Here is a 14523-nt window from a genome sequence, read left to right as displayed (position 1 = left end):
CTTATCTGCAGCATCAGAAGCTTTATCCATTGCATCTGTTGCCGTTTCATTCACAGCATCCATAGCCTTATCTGCAGCATCAGAAGCTTTATCCGCAGCATCTGTTGCCGTTTCATTCACAGCATCCATAGCCTTATCTGCAGCATCAGAAGCTTTATCCATTGCATCTGTTGCCGTTTCATTCACAGCATCCATAGCCTTATCTGCAGCATCAGAAGCTTTATCCGTTGTCACTTTACCTGTCGAATCGGAATCATGTGTAAAATATCGAGAAATCCATCCCCCTGAACTCTGAGCCGACGAAGCAGAACACGCCATGAGTATGGCCATGTAAAAGACAGTTTTCCAATTTTTCTTACGACACATCCACATCGTTTTCTCCCCTCAAGAGCTAATTTTAATCACTATTTGCGTTAACAATGGTTGTAACAGCACGACGATTTTGATTCCAACAAGAAATATCATCACACACTGCCACAGGTCTTTCTTTTCCATAAGAAATTGTTTGAATTCGTTGTGCAGACACGCCAAGGGAAACCAAATAATTACGCACTGCCACAGCACGACGCTGTCCAAGTGCTAAATTATACTCACGCGTTCCACGCTCATCAGCATGCCCTTCAATCATAATAGAATAATAAGGATATTGAAGCAACCACTCTGCCTGACGCATTAAAATACGTTCAGCATCAGGATCAATCGAAGAGGAATCGAGACTAAAGAAAACGCGATCTCCGACATTAACCGTAAACTCCTGCCCAGACCCTGGTGCAGCCTGATTCAAGCGCGTATTATTCCAATAAGAACCATTTCCATTGAAGGCACCGCCACGTTTTCCGCCACAACCAACCAAGGATAAAGACAATGAGCAAAAAAGGAGAATCATTAAGGGATTCAGGATGATATTTTTGGTAGAGCGCATTTATTGATTCTCCTTAAATTAGCAAACACAAAAATGAAAGAGACAACTCTTTCAAGAGCGCTTTAAGAATAATTATTAATCGTGATTAAGATAACGTTTTTTCATTTTGATCACATATCATTTTAAAATTTCAGCCTATTGATCATATATTTTCAATCTTCGCGTACAAAGACATTTCAACGAACCATGAACATTCTATTTATGCGTCATCGTCCTGCTGTTTTTTCTGCATAGCATTAAGTTTTGCAAAAACTTTATCAGCATCAAAATTTTTATTATGATCATCTTCACCATGATCTTCATGAAGATCCGCATTTTCTGTCACGGATGCAGGAAGCAAAGACTGATCCGGTTCGTCAGAAACAGGACGATTTTTTACAGCACGCTGGATTTCAAAATCCAAGTCAATTTGTGAACACAACCCCAACCCAACAGGATCAAGAGGAACCAAGTTAGCACTATTCCAATGGGTTCTCATGCGAATTTGTTCAATGGTTGCTTTTGTGGTGCCAATTAAGCGTGCAATCTGTGCATCTTTTAATTCGGGATGATTCATCACCAACCATAAGATACCATTTGGGCGATCTTGGCGTCGAGAAAGAGGAATATAACGTGCACCTTTTCGCTTTTTTTCAGGGATATAGACTCGCGACTCGGAAATTTTCAAACGAGCATTTTGATCTGCCTCTACGCGCGCAATTTCACTCCGTGTCAACTGCCCAGAACTGATTGGATCTAAACCTTTAATACCGTGAGCAGCTTCACCATCGGCAATAGCTTTCACTTCCAACACGTGTAATTTACAAAATTCCGCAATCTGATCAAAAGAAAGAGCCGTATTATCAACCAACCAAACAGCTGTCGCTTTGGGCATCAAAAGTTGCGTTGCCATCTCTGTAACATCCTTTTACTTGGTCTCTTTATGAAATCATTGAGACCGGTTATTGCCCACTTTGGAGCATTGGACTTTATTCATATTATCAGGTCCTCTTCTCTCACTTTTTTATGTAAAGCGAGATATAGAACAAACCTCTTTTGCCATGAAATAATATTCTGTTATAACCTGATTTTTGATAAACGACAAGACATCTATCTTGTCTTGATACTCAACAGAGTCTCTTTACCTTTAAGATGAATTTTCTTATAAGGAGTTTATTTGATCACTTCGCCTTGAATATTGCGGCACATTTATTCTGGTGGGATACGTGTTTCATTGCCCGAAATCTGGAAACAAACCAACCAGAAGGAAAGCCCTTAAACTGGAAGGAAAACTATGGCAGGCCATTCACAATTTAAAAATATTATGCACCGTAAAGGGCGTCAAGATGCCATGCGCTCGAAAATATTTTCCAAGCTTGCGCGTGAAATTACTGTTGCTGCCAAACAAGGTGCGCCTGACCCAGCGATGAACCCACGCTTAAGACTTGCTGTCCAGAATGCCAAGGCACAGTCGATGCCTAAAGATAATATTGAGCGTGCGATTAAAAAAGCATCTGGTGGCGATGTCGAAAATTATGATGAAGTGCGCTATGAAGGATATGGTCCAGGTGGTGTTGCAGTCATTGTCGAAGCGTTAACAGATAACCGTAACCGTACAGCTTCAAATGTGCGAGCCGCCTTTACCAAATCGGGTGGTGCCCTTGGAGAAACGGGTTCTGTAAGCTTTATGTTTAATCGAATTGGTGAAATAATCTATAAATTAGAAGCCGGAACAACAGACAGCATCATGGGTGCCGCAATCGAAGCTGGTGCAGAAGATGTGCAATCAGAAGAAAGCGGACATCATATTACCTGCGCCTTTGAAGATATTGGCGAAGTTTCCAAAGTTCTTGAAGCAAAACTTGGTGAAGCAGAATCCATCAAAACAATTTGGAAAGCTACCACACTCGCCCCTGTTGATGAAGAAAAAGCTTTATCTGTTTTACGGCTTATTTCAACATTAGAAGAAGACGACGACGTGCAAAATGTTTACGCTAACTTTGATGTGAGCGATGAGATTTTAGCAAAACTGTCTGGATAACCAACACATAAAACACAACTCTATAGGCTCTCTTTCCCGTGAGAGCCTTACGTCCATTGAGCACCTCCATTTTTACACTTATGAAGTAACAAGCCAGCACCATCATTATATTTGCTAGCACCATATTTGCCAGCTCGTGGGTGTTGCGACAGATCTTGCATTAAGACGGTTCATAAGAGCCATTTTAGTCCTTTCTTGTATAAATTTCACCCACACACCAGCCCCGCTTTTGACGTGCAAGCAAGTGATATGAATTGATTCAATCTGAGAGGGTTTAGAATAAGAAAATCTTACTATATTCGGGGTTTTAATTCAATATGCAAAACAGTAGATTATCTATATAAATCAATGTATTGCCACATAACAGCACAATTATTTTTGCCTCAATGAAGCCCACACACACCAGTAGGAAAATACCCATCCCTTTTTAACGAAACACCCCCACCTCAAATATTTAAAGAATACAAAAGCTCTCTGCTCTATTCTTTAAAACAAGAGATTTGTCACAACCGCCACAAGAAACTGGCATGATTGACAAGCACAAACAACGCCATGTAAAACTGAAAGTGCCGTCAAAAACATCACATATTTCGCCCCAATGGCATTCTCCCCTCAAATATTCAAAGAACACAAAAGCTCTTGGATTCGTTTTCTGATAATACATTGATTTATAATTATAATTCACTGTTTTGCATATTAAATAAGAGACCTCAATATCTTAGGATTCTCTCATTTCAAACCTGTTTATGTTGAATCAATCAAAACCATTCCCTTGCACATCACAAGCGGAGCTAGTAGCATGGGGCGAAACTGTACAAAAAAAGACTAAAAATACCTCTTATGAACTTATCTTGGCAAGAGCTATCACAATACCCACAAGCCGGCAAATTATAATGATGATACCATCTTTTTTCTCCCAAAATGTAAAGATGGCGGAACTGGATGACTTTATCGCTACACCCTTCACCAACATTGTCGCAAAATGGGATTGGGTCCTTTGAGAGATGTTTCTTTAAAACAAACCCGTGAATTGACAACCGGGTGACATTCTGTTTTACGTGAAGGGCATTCCCTCATTAAAGAACGCAACAAATAAAAGTGTAAAGCAATTTTCATTATTTAAAATGATAGTGATTGAAATACTTTTGAAAGCCATAAAGCTACGTTAATAGGAGATGGCAAAAATAGAGGTTGATTTTCGCCTTTACAACTTCATATTTTTCCTAGATGAGGTCGTCTTCCCGTTTCAGAGATTACGTAAACAGAAATACGCAATTCACTAAAGAGAATATAACTTTAATCATAACTCTCTGAAGAGATCTCATGGTTGACAAAGCACAAAAAACGTCATGTAAAGTTTAAAACGCCGTCAAAAACATCACATATCTCATCCCAATGGCACTTCTCACACCCCCACCTTAAATATTAAAGAATACAAAAGTTCTCTGCTCTATTCTTTAAAACAAGAGATTTGTCATAGCCCCCTTAAAAAATCTCGTGATTGAAAAATCACAAGAAACACCATGTAAAACTTAAAATACACTTAGATAAAAAGACAGTAAACGACTTCTCTCAACCTAGAGAAACAATCAATAGGATGCAGATCCATCAAACTTTGTTTATATATATATCATTTTCATGAATCTACTGTATAGCCAGTAATGGTGACCAAGCCGGATCAGAAGCATCATTGGGTGTAGGCAATTGGCGCTCATTGCGTCCAGTAATGTCAATGGTATAAAGTTTTGGTCCCATACCAGGATTTTTACGAAAGAACATCAAAACACGACCATTCGGCGCCCAAGTTGGTCCCTCATTATGAAAACCCGTCGTTAAAATTCGCTCTCCTGTTCCATCAGGATGCATAACACCGATAGAAAATTGCCCTGCCAACTGTTTTGTAAAGGCAATATAGTCACCACGTGGTGACCAAATAGGTGTAGAATAGCTTCCTTCGTTTGAGGAAATACGCTGAATATTACTCCCATCCTCATTCATTGTATAAATCTGTGGTCTTCCGCTCCGGTCTGATGAAAAGACAATTTGTGTTCCATCGGGTGAATAAGAAGCAGATGTATCAATAGCTGTGGTTGCTGTAAGCCTCGTTGTTGTCCGTGTGCGTAAATCCATGGTGTAAAGGTTTGCGCTCCCATCATTTTGCAACAAACTCATGATCACTTTTTGCCCATCAGAAGAAAAACGCGGTGCGATTGTCATATTGTTAAAAGTTCCTATTAACTCCCTTTGTCCCATTTCAATTTGTTGTAAATAAACATGAGGCACTTGATTATGTTCATAAGCCATATAGGTAATTTCTTGTCGTTTGGGTGAAAAGCGGGGGGTGAGCACCAACTCACTCCCATCAGAAATATAGATCAAATTTGCTCCATCTTGATCCATAATTGCCAAACGTTTAACACGTGCATTTTGTGGACCCGTTTCATCTATAAAAACAATTTTTGTATCAAAATAACCACTTTCTCCTGTCATTTCACTATAGATCTCATCTGCGATCATATGTGCAACACGCCGCCAGCGTTCCGTTGCAGTATAAAAACGCCGTCCTTTGAGTTGACGCTGTCCAAAAACATCCCACAAACGAAAATCAACTCTCAATCGCCCATCTGTTTCTCTTATCACTTGTCCAGTAACCAAACCTTGAGCGTTTATTTTTTTCCAATGAGAAAAGTTGGGGTGTCTGTTGGGATGAGAGATTCTTTCAAGAAAAGAGTTTTTATCAAGAGGCAAAAAAAGTCCTGACCGCTCAAGATCGGCGGTAATCACCGCTGTTATTTTTGCTCCAAGCGAATCACGAGAAATAAAATGTGTAATGGCAATAGGTATAGGATTAAAGTCAGCACTCGAAATGGTCCCTTTCAATTGTGCATGAACCGATGAAAAACTCGAAAGCCACAGTCCACAAGTGACAATAAAGCAAGAAAAAAATTTATATCTCGTCATAGTCATAATAAAGTTTACCCTTTCTTGAGGACAAAATATACTTGTATTTCATCGTATTGTTTCTTGAAGTGGATCAACATTAAAGTCAAATCCCTGTCCCCACAAATCATATTGATCACGCGGAAGGTCAGCATAGGGTTGGCATGAAAAGACAGCTGCATAGACCTGCCTTATCATAATATCCTGCTGACTCTGTGCACCACTTAAAGGATCAATGGTCGGATCTCCTATCACCATTCCATCATGGTCGAGATAAAATCGCAAACGCACAACCGGACGGTTTTTGAGATCACCCCCAAGTGCCACAAGCTTAAGCTTCTGTTGAATACACCCCCCAGCAATACTGACCAATGTTTGTGCCATTTTTGTGATATCATCAGTATTTTTTCTTGCACCTAAAGCCTCCGGTGTTTGAGAACGTTTTGCACCACCACCTTGTGTACGAACACGATTAAGAAGACTACTTTCTTCCCTTGCCAAAATATCTTCAATGGTCTGATCAGGAGTTTGATGCCTTTTCTTTTGATCATCCCGCTTATTTTTAGAAACAGGTTGTTTAGCGGGCTTTGGTTTAAACTGCGGAAGAGGAAATTTATCTGGCAACACAATTTGAGGCGTTTTCTGATGTACTGCCGTTGTTTCTGTCGGTACAGACTTGACTTTATCCTTTAGCGCCTCAATAGGCATATCAGGCGCAGGCTTAACCGCATCCTTTGGCGCCTCAATAGGCATATCAGGCGCAGGCTTAACCGCATCCTTTGGCGCCTCAATAGGCACATCAGGCGCAGGCTTAACCGCATCCTTTGGCGCCTCAATAGGCATATCAGGCGCGAGCTTGTCCTCATCCTTTGGCGCCTCGATAGGCATATCAGGCGCGAGCTTGTCCTCATCCTTTAGCGCCTCGATAAGCATATCAGGCGCAGGCTTAACCGCATCCTTTGGCGCCTCGATAGGCACATCAGGCGCGGGCTTGACCGCATCCTTTTGCGCCTCGATAGGCATATCAGGCGCGAGCTTGTCCTCATCCTTTGGCGCCTCGATAGGCATATCAGGCGCAGGCTTGTCCTCATCCTTTGGCGCCTCGATAGGCACATCAGGCGCGGGCTTGACCGCATCCTTTGGCCCCTTGAAAGATGCTTCTGTTGTTGTTTCAGACAATTCCTGTTCTGTCCGTTCTAGTAATGGTTTTTCCGGTATTTTTTCTTTTCCTGATGGAGGAGGTGTTGCCTCAACGAGCCGCGGTTTTTCTTTTGGTTTAAACGGTGCGACACTATCTATTGTTCCCTCTCCAACATGGCGTGCATCCTCTTTTTCTTGCGGTTTAATGGTTGACTTCACTGCAGGAATTGCACGCACTGGAGCATCCACCGCCCCTTTTTGAGAGGAAAACCCTTCCATCAAAGGAGCAAGCGTGATTGGAATGGCTTCCAATTGTTGTGGAAGAGGTATGGGATTGATAAAATACACCGCCCCCCAGCTGAAAAGAAAAATATGAACAGCAAGGGATAAAGCCAAACCTCGTTTCATGCTATGATAAGAGTTTTTACTCATACTCCATGCCTTGTGCTTTTTTATCGCTCTGCGTTATTTTGTTCACAATACACAACAGTTTACCATACACTTATTGTGCCAAACTTGCTAAAGCAACTTGTGAAAAACCGGCTTTTTGAATATCAGCAAGCAGTTTTAGCACCTGTTGATATTCAACAGTTTTTGCAGCGCGCACAAAAATACGTTGTTGTTTTTGTTCAGGATCAGCTTCCAATTTTGCTTTGAGTTGTGCAATCAACGCTTCAGCTGTATCATAATAATCTTGATTAATTGCCAAACGCCCTTCCGCATCAACGGAAACGGTCAGTGGGGTATGGTGTGTTTTTACTGGTCCAGCTTGACTATGCGGCAAATCAAGAGGAACCCCATTAACCAAAAGTGGTGCAGAAACCATAAAAATAATTAACAACACCAACATAACATCAACAAACGGCGTAACATTGATTTCGCTCATCAACTGCCTTTGTGAATGACGCCGCCTACGGGTATTTTTTCGAGAAGAAGCAACAGAAACGCCCATAACCAATCCCCTTATACCGATGAATTCGCTGTAAGTGTTTCATCAATGCGCCGTGACACAATGGTTGAAAACTCATCAGCAAAGTTTTCTATTTGTGCAATGATCTTGGCACTTTCATGGGTCAGTTTGTTATAGGCAATCACTGCAGGAATTGCGGCAAACAAACCAATAGCGGTTGCTAAAAGTGCCTCAGCAATCCCTGGTGCAACAATAGCAAGGGAAGTATTTTGAGACGCTGAAATCGAAAGGAATGACCCCATAATCCCAACAACTGTACCAAAAAGACCAATAAAAGGTCCAGCCGAACCAAGGGTTGCGAGAAAACCTAATTTTGATTCTATTTTTTCACTTTCACGCCCTAATGTAAGATCCATAGCCTTATCAATTCTACTTTGTAAACTGACTGATGTATGAATTCCTTTTTCAAGGGATTTTTTCCACTCCACCATAGCAGCCATAAACACAGCAGATATACTATTGGTGCGCTGACTTTTACATTCTGCAAAAAGATCTTCCAGCGCTCTTCCTGACCAAAAAATGCGTTCAAATTTTTTTATCTCACGCCGTATTCTCCGATAGGTCAGTATTTTATCAAAAATAATTGCCCAACTCCACACAGAAGCCAGCAGCAACCCAATCATCACAGCTTTAACGACCCAACTGGCTTGCATAAACAAATGCAACACTCCCATCGTTTCTGGATTTGTTAGTTCTACATGCGGCATAATTTTTGTCCCTCTCAATGAAAGATTCATTTGTTAAAATTTGATAAAGCAGATTGTTTTATAGTTTCTAAATTTAAGAAAATAATTTATCCTGCTCTTCCATCAAAGAAGCCCATACAATATCACTTTCTTAAGAAAGTACAGTTTTAAACGAGAATTTTTGAAAAAAGTTCTTTGGGCAAGCGACGTGGTTTTCCCGTTTCATTAATAACAGCAATTTTAACTTTTGCTGTGATCAATGTTGTATCCTCACGCATAATAGACTGCTCCATAAAAAAACAGGCGCCCTGAATGCGATTCATTCTTGTTCTCACGGTCAAAAGATGATCAATTTGCGCTGGTCGTGAAAAATTGATGTCCATATGACAAACAACAAAAAACAGTTTTTCACCCTTATCATCTGATGCTAACATCTTGTTATTAAATCCGGTATTCCGCAAAAACTCTGAACGTCCGCGTTCGAGAAACTCTAAATAGCGCGCATGGTAAACCACACCGGAAAAATCTGTATCAGCAACATAAACACGCACCTGCAGGTCATGAAAATCAGACATAGAATTATTTTTAAAAGGGGAATTGTTTTTAAACAGGGGCTTTTCAGACATATACTTTCTTCCATAAAATTGTTTTGTGTCATAAATGATCAAGTGTATCAAACAGGCTAACGTATTTTTGTGTTCAAGTCGTGAAAGCCGGAATACAAAATTCTTAATGGCTCCACGCTTTTTCTGTCAGAATCCTGCCCTCAAGCCGTACGCTAAATAAATCCTTGGTAAAGAAGATAGGGTTCAACAATATCTTTGATAACATCACGAGGGTTTGAAAGAGCAGCAACAATTGCCTCCACCCCACCAGAAAAATGTCATAAGAAAAGCTTTAAAGAAGATGCCTTAGTCACCTTCCCCACCCCATAAATTTGTTTGCTGTGATACACTCCTTTGTAGATTAAGCGATTAATGATACGTTTGTGAAGAAATCTTTGTCGTAAATGCTCCCCTACCTCGAGAAATTTAGCCCATCCTTGTGGTGAAGAAACCAGAGGAGAAAGCCCTCAGTGGCCCCAAGCTTTTTCTGTCAAAATTATTCCCGACGCCATACACTGAATAAATCCTTGGTAAAGAAGATAAGGTTCAACAATATCTTTGATAACATCACGAGGGTTTGAAAGAACAGCAGCAATTGCCTCCACCCCACCAGAAAAATGTCATAAGAAAAGCTTAAAAGAAGATGCCTTAGTCATCTTCCTCATCCCACAAATTTGTTTGCTGTGGTGAATGATCCCCTGCCTCGAGCAATTTAGCCCGTCCTTGTGGTGAAGAAACCGGAGGAGAAAGCCCTAAATGGCTCCACGCTTTTTCTGTCAAAATTCTTCCCCGCGCTGTACGCTGAATAAATCCTTGTTGGAGAAGATAGGGTTCAACAATATCTTCAATAGCATCACGCGGTTCGGAAAGAGCAGCAGCAATTGTTTCGATTCCCACCGGTCCTCCTAGAAAAGTATCGGCAATCAACAGTAAATAACGATGATCAAGCGGATCAAGCCCCAAATGATCAACTTCAAGGCGTGAAAGCGCTTCATCAGCTACTTTACGATCAATTTTTTGAGCACGTTGAACCAATGCAAAATCACACACTCGGCGTAAAAGCCGTCCGGCAATTCGTGGAGTTCCACGGGCTCGACGTGCAATTTCATGGGCACCATCATCACTGATCTGCACCGAAAAAAGCCGCGCATTCCGCTGCACAATATATTCTAATTCCTCTATGGTATAAAAATTGAGCCGAATAGGAATACCAAAACGATCACGTAATGGTGTGGTTAAAAGCCCTAAACGCGTGGTTGCTGCCACCAAAGTAAATTTAGCAAGATCAATTTTAACCGAACGCGCAGCCGGTCCTTCCCCAATGATAAGGTCAAGCTGATAATCTTCCATAGCTGGATAAAGAATTTCTTCAATAGCTGGACTAAGACGGTGAATTTCATCAATAAACAAAACATCGCGCTCTTCTAGATTGGTTAAAAGAGCAGCCAAATCCCCTGCTTTAGCAATGACAGGTCCAGAGGTAGAACGAAAATTTACCCCTAATTCTTTCGCCATAATCTGTGAAAGCGTTGTCTTTCCCAAACCGGGGGGACCAACAAACAACACATGATCGAGTGCCTCTTGGCGTGCTTTTGCGGCTTCGATAAATATTTTCAAATTTTCCCGCGCTGCTTCTTGCCCAATAAAGTCATCGAGAACTTGTGGTCTTAAAGACCGATCTGGATCATTGGGGAGGGAAACACTACCAAGCAAGCGTTGATCTTCATCTTTATGCATTGTTACCTTTTACGAATTGGGAGGAGAAAGTAATTTGAGACTATGACGAATAAGCAACGCAGAAGAAAGATTTTCCCCTTCCAAAGCATTGACCGCTAAAGCAAGAGCATGCGCCGCTTTATCACGTTCAAAACCGAGCTTGATCAAAGCGGAAAGGGCATCATTTGTTGGTTGATGTGTCATTTCCAAATGAGGGGTCGGAGCATTTTGAGCTGCATTTTCATGAAAGGGCAGCGCTTTACTTTTCAACTCACGAACAATCCTTTCACTGACTTTTTTACCAACCCCTGGCGCGCGGCTCATCATGGCCACATCGTTTAATGCAATGGCTTGTGAAAGTTCATTTGGCGCTAAAGTGCCCAAAATGGCCAAAGCAACTTTTGCACCCACACCTGGAACATTTTGAAGCAAGCAAAACCACTCTTGTTCAGCTCTTGTCGCAAAACCAAAAAGACGAATAGCATCTTCACGCACATGGGTTTCAATAAAAAGATTTATATTCTCACCAAGAGCAGGTAAGGAATGATGCATCCGACTGGACACAAAAACGACATAGCCCACACCTTGAACATCCACGAGGATATGATCATCAAAAATATGCTCAAGGATACCTTTTAATTTTCCAATCATGCTCTCATCCTTGAATGATAAGCGTTCAAGTTCTTACGATGCATACTATGGCAAATGGCAAGAGCCAATGCATCAGCGGCATCACGGCTGTAAAATTTAACACGTGGGAGCAACACTTTCACCATCATATGAATTTGTTCCTGAACACCATGAACACCAATAACCGATTTTTTCACTGTATGATAAGCATATGCAAAAACATCATCACCCAAAATATGTTCAAGGAGAGCATGTAATTTTCCCATCATGCTCTCATCCTTGAATGATAAGCATTCAAACTCTTACGATGCATACTATGGCAAATGGCAAGAGCCAATGCATCAGCGGCATCACTGCTATCAAATTCGGCACGTGGGAGCAACACTTTCACCATCATATGAATTTGTTCCTTAGCACCATGACCAACACCAATAACCGATTTTTTCACTTTATTGGGCGCATATTCAAAAACTGGAAGATGCCCTTGTGCTGGAACAAGAAGGGCGATAGCACGCGCCTGACCAAGTTTTAAAGTAGCCGTCGCATCTTTATTGACAAACACATGTTCCACTGCAGCTTCATGCGGCATGAATTGATGCACAATCTCTGAAAGTCCTTTATGAAGCTGAGATAATCTGGAGGCAAGGTCACACTGCACATCAGAAGTAATCGTGCCTGCCGCAACAAATTGCAGGCGGCTTCCAGAGAGATCGATAACGCCCCATCCTGTACGCCGTAGTCCGGGATCAATGCCTATAATACGAATCGTCTCTGCCATAAGTTATAAGTCTATATATTTTTTCCCCGCTTGAATAAAGGCTAAGCAGGAAAAACACTCAAAGAATAGGAAATAATAAAACAGAATAAAGGAAAAAGATAAATCAAAATAGATTTTAAGGAAGCAGACGCACAGAAAACTAAAAAATACACTGTGAAGTTTTTTAGAAGCGTTTTTTAAAAACGCCCAAATGCGGTTTTAAGCAATTCGATTTGTTTCCCGACAGGATTTTCTTCTTCTAGGGGTTGAGCAACTTCACCTTCTTTAGCAATGTGCATATTGCGCATATATTGCATACGCGCTTCAAGGCGGAGTGAACGAGCAACAAAATGCCGAAAAACTTCTGGTAGCTCTTGCCAATGGTCACTTTCTAGCTCTAATGTTGGTGTGTGAAGCGATACCTTTGCAATTTCTTTTTGTATTTGCTCAGGGAGCATTTCCCCTTCTCGCTCTGCACGAAGCAGAAGGAGCTGCGAGGCGACTTGCATAAGCCGTGTACTTAAATACATAGCTTCTTTGGCATAAATTGCAGAAACTTCCGTTGAAAGAGAACGTGCTGCTAATTTTCCTTGCGTATCAATATAAGTTGCCGTCTCTTCAATTAAGGACATTGTTTCTTCGTAGAGACGATTGAAAGCATTTTCAAAAGCACTATGCTCAATCATAACAATGGGTTCATCATAGGGACGTTTATGTGCACTCACGCTTTTATACTCCAAATATCAACACAGAAATCTGTGTTCCTCAACGAAATGAGAATGAAAAAGTTTCTTTTTTAGGCTCTGTAAAATGCTTTTTGTTGAGTACCTCTTTTAAAATTTTTACGCAACGCGCTTCTTAATATAAGGTTAACATGCCCTCCTATAGGGTCATAAAACGACAGATTTCCTTAGAAAGGACTTCTGCAAGGATCGGCGTCTTTCATAATAGTAAGCGACCACGAACTGCACCATAATACCACTTATAATCAATAGAGTATCGGAAAAAAACGTTCCCGTCATCACTGTTTTTAAAATTTGTCCAAACATGGCAAAAACAGTCCCCGTTACAAAAACGGGCAAACTGTGTTTTCCTAAAATGGTTAAGGGGTTTTTCTCAGAGAACCGAAATCTGTTATGCAAAGTAGGCAAGCAAAGAATGAGGGATGACAACGCCATAATATGCAGCAAACGCGGCAAACTTAAAAAAGTTTTATTAAAGTTCCACAAGGGGGAAGACCACCCAAGCCACCCCAAAACTCCCCACCAATTTAAGCGCACCCATAACAAAGAAAGCAGCAAATAGAGGGCTGCCAAAAACACCAAAACCGGTTGAAAGGCGATTTTTTGTCCTTGTTTAAGGGCTAAAGTGGTGACCAAGCCAATGACAAATAACAATTGCCACGACAAAGGATTTAAGAACCACTTTCCTTGTAGAGGATAAGAAGGAGGAGCAATTTTATAAAATCCGCAAATGAGATAGAGAAGGAATGAAGCCAAAAGCAGCAATATTTTTTGTTTACACGCCAAATAAAGGGCAAAGGGGGCGAAAAACATGAGAACAATATAAAGTGGCAAAATATTATTATAGCCCAATTGATGCCCCAAGCTTAAAATGCTCAAAAATGCAGTAACAGGCTGGGTAAAAAACAACCCTACATTGTTCATCAATAACAGTTTTTCCACCCGCCATAATAAAAAAGCAATTCCAAAAAGGCTTAAAGTTGCAAAAGTCGTAAAAAGATATGCCCCATAAAGCTTAAAGGCTCTTTTCCAAAGCCTGCCTATAATGGAAAGAAAAGACTGTTTATACAACCGCGCATGAAAACTTAAACCCAAAGAAACCCCAGAAAGCAAAACAAAAACCTCTGCTGAATCAGAAAAACCAAAATTTCTATGTGTGAAATGTTCATATAAAGTTCCGGGAATATGGTTGATGAAAATGGTCAATAAGGCTAAAGAACGAAAGACATCAATGCGTGTATCACGATGAGAAGGATGCGTATTATGGTTCAAAACGCCCTCATATCCCATAAATCTTCCCCACGAATTGCGAAAGTAACCACTTATATTAGCAAAGAATATTGATAAGATGAAGTTTTAATTTTAAGCTTATATTGAAAGAGCTAAGGATTTTG

Annotated in this window: 13 protein-coding genes and 4 pseudogenes; 1 reads left to right on the top strand and 16 read right to left on the bottom strand. The window is 40.8% G+C overall.

The window, feature by feature from the left end:
* The 3 genes and pseudogenes from ABID23_RS01700 to ABID23_RS01690 all read right to left on the bottom strand — a co-directional run.
* A pseudogene (locus tag ABID23_RS01700) lies at positions 1-366 on the bottom strand (hypothetical protein); the annotation flags it as partial.
* Positions 367-397: 31 nt separating this feature from the next.
* A complete protein-coding gene (gene pal / locus ABID23_RS01695; protein ID WP_354188663.1) occupies positions 398-922 on the bottom strand; it encodes a peptidoglycan-associated lipoprotein Pal in 525 nt (174 codons plus the stop codon).
* 199 nt (positions 923-1121) lie between these two features.
* Positions 1122-1814 (bottom strand): DUF1013 domain-containing protein, encoded by a 693-nt coding sequence (locus ABID23_RS01690; protein ID WP_354188661.1) that lies wholly within the window; start codon positions 1812-1814, stop codon positions 1122-1124.
* A 381-nt stretch (positions 1815-2195) separates the two neighbouring features.
* On the opposite strand from ABID23_RS01690, the gene ABID23_RS01685 reads away from it, so the two are divergent.
* Complete coding sequence (locus tag ABID23_RS01685; RefSeq protein WP_354188659.1) at positions 2196-2942, top strand: YebC/PmpR family DNA-binding transcriptional regulator; 747 nt, start codon at positions 2196-2198, stop codon at positions 2940-2942.
* 1644 nt (positions 2943-4586) lie between these two features.
* Here the strand turns inward: ABID23_RS01685 and tolB are convergent.
* The 13 genes and pseudogenes from tolB to ABID23_RS01620 form a co-directional block, all read right to left on the bottom strand.
* A complete protein-coding gene (tolB, locus tag ABID23_RS01680) occupies positions 4587-5909 on the bottom strand; it encodes a Tol-Pal system beta propeller repeat protein TolB (RefSeq protein WP_354188657.1) in 1323 nt (440 codons plus the stop codon).
* 42 nt (positions 5910-5951) lie between these two features.
* Positions 5952-7454: a cell envelope biogenesis protein TolA gene (locus ABID23_RS01675; RefSeq protein ID WP_354188655.1), complete on the bottom strand. Its 1503-nt coding sequence runs from the start codon at positions 7452-7454 to the stop codon at positions 5952-5954.
* Positions 7455-7524: 70 nt separating this feature from the next.
* On the bottom strand, positions 7525-7974 hold the full coding sequence (tolR, locus tag ABID23_RS01670) for a protein TolR (RefSeq protein WP_354188653.1): 450 nt from the start codon (positions 7972-7974) through the stop codon (positions 7525-7527).
* Between the two features lie 11 nt (positions 7975-7985).
* Positions 7986-8699, bottom strand: coding sequence for a protein TolQ (tolQ, locus tag ABID23_RS01665; protein WP_354188651.1), 714 nt, complete (start codon positions 8697-8699; stop codon positions 7986-7988).
* Positions 8700-8845: 146 nt separating this feature from the next.
* Positions 8846-9304, bottom strand: a complete 459-nt coding sequence (gene ybgC / locus ABID23_RS01660) for a tol-pal system-associated acyl-CoA thioesterase (protein ID WP_354188649.1) — start codon at positions 9302-9304, stop codon at positions 8846-8848.
* A 106-nt stretch (positions 9305-9410) separates the two neighbouring features.
* Positions 9411-9549 (bottom strand): annotated as a pseudogene (locus ABID23_RS08145) (Holliday junction DNA helicase RuvB C-terminal domain-containing protein); the annotation flags it as partial.
* 204 nt (positions 9550-9753) lie between these two features.
* Positions 9754-9891 (bottom strand): annotated as a pseudogene (locus ABID23_RS01650) (Holliday junction DNA helicase RuvB C-terminal domain-containing protein); the annotation flags it as partial.
* Positions 9892-9931: 40 nt separating this feature from the next.
* Positions 9932-11020: a Holliday junction branch migration DNA helicase RuvB gene (gene ruvB / locus ABID23_RS01645; protein WP_354188647.1), complete on the bottom strand. Its 1089-nt coding sequence runs from the start codon at positions 11018-11020 to the stop codon at positions 9932-9934.
* Positions 11021-11029: 9 nt separating this feature from the next.
* Positions 11030-11650 (bottom strand): Holliday junction branch migration protein RuvA, encoded by a 621-nt coding sequence (gene ruvA / locus ABID23_RS01640; RefSeq protein WP_354188645.1) that lies wholly within the window; start codon positions 11648-11650, stop codon positions 11030-11032.
* Positions 11647-11850 (bottom strand): annotated as a pseudogene (locus ABID23_RS01635) (crossover junction endodeoxyribonuclease RuvC); the annotation flags it as partial. The gene ruvA and the pseudogene ABID23_RS01635, both read right to left, overlap by 4 nt.
* Positions 11851-11894: 44 nt before the next feature.
* Positions 11895-12407, bottom strand: a complete 513-nt coding sequence (ruvC, locus tag ABID23_RS01630; protein WP_354188643.1) for a crossover junction endodeoxyribonuclease RuvC — start codon at positions 12405-12407, stop codon at positions 11895-11897.
* Between the two features lie 176 nt (positions 12408-12583).
* Complete coding sequence (locus ABID23_RS01625; protein WP_354188641.1) at positions 12584-13111, bottom strand: DUF1465 family protein; 528 nt, start codon at positions 13109-13111, stop codon at positions 12584-12586.
* A gap of 165 nt (positions 13112-13276) precedes the next feature.
* Entirely contained in the window at positions 13277-14419 is a 1143-nt protein-coding gene (locus tag ABID23_RS01620; protein ID WP_354188639.1) for an OpgC family protein, read from the bottom strand.
* Between the last annotated feature and the right edge of the window lie 104 nt (positions 14420-14523).

The organism is Bartonella silvatica, assembly GCF_040545155.1.
In the GTDB taxonomy this organism is placed as follows: domain Bacteria; phylum Pseudomonadota; class Alphaproteobacteria; order Rhizobiales; family Rhizobiaceae; genus Bartonella; species Bartonella silvatica.
Note: the sequence above shows the minus strand (reverse complement) of the source record. Positions and strands in the feature narration are given on the sequence as shown.